General features: G+C 55.1%; 4 protein-coding genes and 1 pseudogene. 3 read left to right on the forward strand and 2 right to left on the reverse strand.

Annotation, left to right across the window (positions count from 1 at the left end; translation table 11 throughout):
* Positions 1-100: 100 nt before the first annotated feature.
* Positions 101-538 (reverse strand): annotated as a pseudogene (locus tag EOM25_12870) (hypothetical protein).
* Positions 535-1152 carry a hypothetical protein gene (locus tag EOM25_12875; protein NCC26067.1) on the reverse strand — a complete coding sequence of 206 codons (618 nt, stop codon included), beginning with the start codon at positions 1150-1152 and terminating at the stop codon, positions 535-537. Before EOM25_12875 ends, EOM25_12870 begins: the two are co-directional and overlap by 4 nt.
* 53 nt (positions 1153-1205) lie before the next feature.
* On the opposite strand from EOM25_12875, the gene EOM25_12880 reads away from it, so the two are divergent.
* The 3 genes from EOM25_12880 to EOM25_12890 all read left to right on the forward strand — a co-directional run.
* Positions 1206-2987: a peptidase C10 gene (locus tag EOM25_12880; protein ID NCC26068.1), complete on the forward strand. Its 1782-nt coding sequence runs from the start codon at positions 1206-1208 to the stop codon at positions 2985-2987.
* A gap of 58 nt (positions 2988-3045) precedes the next feature.
* Entirely contained in the window at positions 3046-3300 is a 255-nt protein-coding gene (locus EOM25_12885; GenBank protein NCC26069.1) for a type II toxin-antitoxin system HicB family antitoxin, read from the forward strand.
* A gap of 279 nt (positions 3301-3579) precedes the next feature.
* The coding region (locus EOM25_12890; GenBank protein NCC26070.1) for a hypothetical protein at positions 3580-3866 on the forward strand (287 nt) is incomplete at its 3' end.

Raw genomic sequence — 3866 nt, forward strand, 5'->3', positions numbered from 1 at the left:
CAACCGGCCTATCGTAACGCATGTTGAAGCCAAAGCCTCCAAGAGGAATTGCGGCTGAGTGTAGTTACAAGCCTCGTCCTTCAGGGCGAGGTCGTTGACAGGGTGTCTGCTGATCCTGAGCCTTGATTTTCAACAAAAAACGCGCCTCCCGATGCCCGGAAATTCCCTGGGTGAACAGAAGTTCGGGAAAATACAGGCTGCGTCGAAACGCCCTCAACCCGCTTTTTTCTCGTTCCCTGGCCTGAACATTCCACCCGCTGCGTTGCAGGAAGGTCAGGACATCATCGGACATGCGGATGAACTCTTCCTCGCCAAGGTTTTTGCAATCAAAATCCAAGTCTTCGGAAAAACGATCAATACCCTTGACCAGGCGAAGGGTCGTGCCTCCGATAAAGGTCATTTTACGGATGTGCTCCGTGCTGGAAAGATATTCCAGAATCAATAACTGCATATACTCCTTGAGAATATGCTTTTGAAAGACCGCATTCTCAGCCATTGAAGGCGGATAGAATTTTTTGATCAGGTCCAGGGGGATCATACATCATACGCCTTTTGAAGAATTTGCATGCGCTTTTCAAGCCGTGCGCATTGGAAACGTTTGCCCATGGACATCCAAATGCTCAGGTCCAGGTCCTCACGTAACACATCCCGATCAAGACGAAGTTCGAGAAGCTCCGGCACCGTGGTATAGAATGGGTACAGATACAGCAGGTCCAGCAAGGCCTTTTCCATGGTTGCATAAGGGATTGTCCGGGCATTCGCGATGGGGCGGCGAACATAGCCGAACATCAAATCGCTCTTGACGCTTTTGTAGGAGCATGTGCCGAATTCGTTGGTGAACGAGGCGGTTTTCAGTGAGGTGACACTGGTTATCTGAACCACGGATTCGGGAATCAACCCATAGAATGCCAGGGCCGAGTGCAGACTGATATAGGAGGGAGCGTAGATTTTGCCGGCGACATATTCGGCAAAATCCGGAGAATCCTTATATTCGGGAAAGGCATACCATCCGCGCCGCAGATGCAGGAGATACCCCTTTTTCGTCCACCGGACCAGATTGTTGCGATCAAATCCCGGCCGCCATGCATAGACTTGATGAATGGTGAAACAGCCAAGCTCAAACATTTTGGTTTTGAATTCAATCCATCCCATAATTTATTTCCATTATGCAACAAATTTATTTACTTTTGGAAATATAATGAACGATGGGGGCTGTCAAGCGATATCCGGATATGAGCGGTGTTTTCCAAGGCGTCGGCATGGTAAGCCGAAAATTTGAAATGAATACCCTGCCCATCGCCGTTCCCGGTGAAGCGGACGTGATTTTTCACTTCCCATCGGCCCCGAAATGGTGCAGGTTTCCTCGAACGATACATGTCACTTTCGGAGAATATCCCATGCGCTCTTCCGCCGCGAAACATGATGGTCAGGCCCACTTGCTGCTCCGGTCCGCACTCGCCGTTCTGACCGTTCTCGCCTTGGCCTCGTTTTCCTGGGCCGCCCCGGTCGATCCGGACACGGCCGCCCTCATGGTCCGGGGTTGGCTGAAGACTGATTCCCGACCAATGGACCGGGCCATGCGGGATACCGTTGTCCTGCCCGCCCAGGCCCACGACATCCACAACGGGCAGCCGAATTTCTACGTCGTGCCCTTGAGCCCCGAAGGATTCGTTCTGGTGCCCGGCGACGACACGGCCGAACCCGTGGTCGGGTTCCAATCGGAAGGGGCATATATCCACGACCCCGACAGCCCCCTGACCGCCCTGGTCACTCAGGACATGCGGGGCCGCATGGCCAGGGCCGAGGCCCTGAATGCCAAGCTGTCCCGGGGCCAAGACGCCGACGATTCCGGCGCCGCAAGCAACGTGGCCCGGTGGAGATCCCTTCTGGCCGCAGCCCGAAGCCCGCAAGGCACCCGAACCGGCACGGCCTCCATCTCCGACGTCCGGGTGGACGCCCTGGTCCAGAGCAAGTGGGACCAGTCAACAGTGGGCGGGCAGAACACCTACAACTACTACACGCCCAACAACTATGTCTGCGGCTGCGTGGCCACGGCCATGGCCCAGCTCATGCGTTTTCACCAACATCCTACAATCGGCGTGGGCACGGCCAATTTTCTTATCCAGGTTGACGAAACAAATGCCACTCGAAGCCTGCGCGGCGGGGACGGCTCCGGCGGGCCCTATGCATGGTCGTCCATGCCTCTTGTTCCCGCCTTGGGCGTTACCTTGGCCCAACGGCAGGCCATCGGTGCCCTGACCCACGACGCAGGCGTGTCCGTGAACATGAGCTATACTTCGGACGGGTCGGGGGCGGATACCTTGCAGGCTGGCTGGGCCTTTCTCAATGTCTTTGACTATGATCGGGCGATTCGAGGGAGAAATTCCTCGTGGACCAATTTTGCGGGACCAGAACTGAACACAATGACCAACCCCAATCTTGACGCGGGATATCCGGTTCTCCTGGGCATCACTGGAGCAGGCGGCCACGCCATTGTCTGCGACGGCTACGGCTACCAGTCGACAACCCTGTACCACCATTTGAACATGGGCTGGTCCGGCGCTAAGGACATGTGGTACAATCTGCCGACCATTGACACGACGTGGTATAACTTCAACTCCGTCTACAAATGCGTCTACAACGTCTTTCCGAACAAGACCGGAGAGGTCATCAGCGGACGGATAACCGACGGATCGGGCAGCCCTTTGGCTGGAGTAACGGTCTCGGCCGCACCCTCGGGCGGCGGTTCGTCCATCACCGACACCACGGACGCCAAGGGCATCTACGGCCTGGCCGGAGTCCTGTCCGGAACCCAGTACACCATCACCCCGTCCAAGGCCGGATACACCTTCACCGCTCGGACCGAAACCACGGGAACGAGCATGAACCACTCCACGACCTGCGGCAATGTCTGGGGGGTTGATTTCTCCGGAGCGGAGGCCGGAAGCGGGAGCATCGTTCCGGTGCTGAATCTTTTGTTGCAGTGAGTTTTTTTGGCTTGACCGAATCATTTCCGGGCAGGCCTGCCGCCTTGAGGAGGCCGCCATGGTAACGTACACGGCAAAATATTTGAAAATTGATTCCGGATACATGGACCAATGTATCGAGTGGCCCGAGGTCCTGACGGAAGGCGAAAGCCTCGATGAATGCAGGGCGATGCTTCGCGACGCACTTCAGGAAATGTTTTCGACATACCTTGAGCTCTGCAAGGAAATACCTCAAGGGAACGCCTTGATCGAGCAATTGCCTGTCGTCGAGGTGGGGCGTGTCGGGATGTTTGCTCCAGGACGCGAATGTTAACATCTACCAACACATAGCCCATGACGAGAATTCATCGTCCGGCCAGATGAGCGGTCCGGGCGCTTGGAGCTTGACGAAAATCAAGGAAATGTTGGAGACTGAGCACAGCTTGGCGAGAAGCCCTTGTACTGGTATTGTCCGACCAAGGAACCGACCTTTGTCTTCAATATGCAGGTACCGGATGTGGATACCTGCAAAATACCCATCGATGGACAGGTGGCTGAGCCGTGTGAGATTCATTTGTTTTTTGGGCGGTGAGTCAAGGGAGAGAGTTACGCCATGAAAAGAGCTCGATATCTTGTCTACGCATGTCTTGGAACGGGGATCACACTCTTGGCGTTTTTTTTGTGTGGGTGGACTTATGCCAGCCAAGGCCCTCTGTCGCTGGCCCAAGCCGTTGCCGACATTGGGCGTGCCAATGGCATTGATATCCGGGTTGAACTTGTCCGTGGCGCGGATGTTTCTCGAAAAATGATTGAAACGACCAAATTTCCTGACAATTTGTACAAGGCAATTGAGGAGGTGATGCGATCGGCAGGGGTGAAGGACTATATTTTTTCGTGTGA

This window comes from Deltaproteobacteria bacterium, from assembly GCA_009929795.1.
Classification (GTDB): domain Bacteria; phylum Desulfobacterota; class Desulfovibrionia; order Desulfovibrionales; family Desulfomicrobiaceae; genus RZZR01.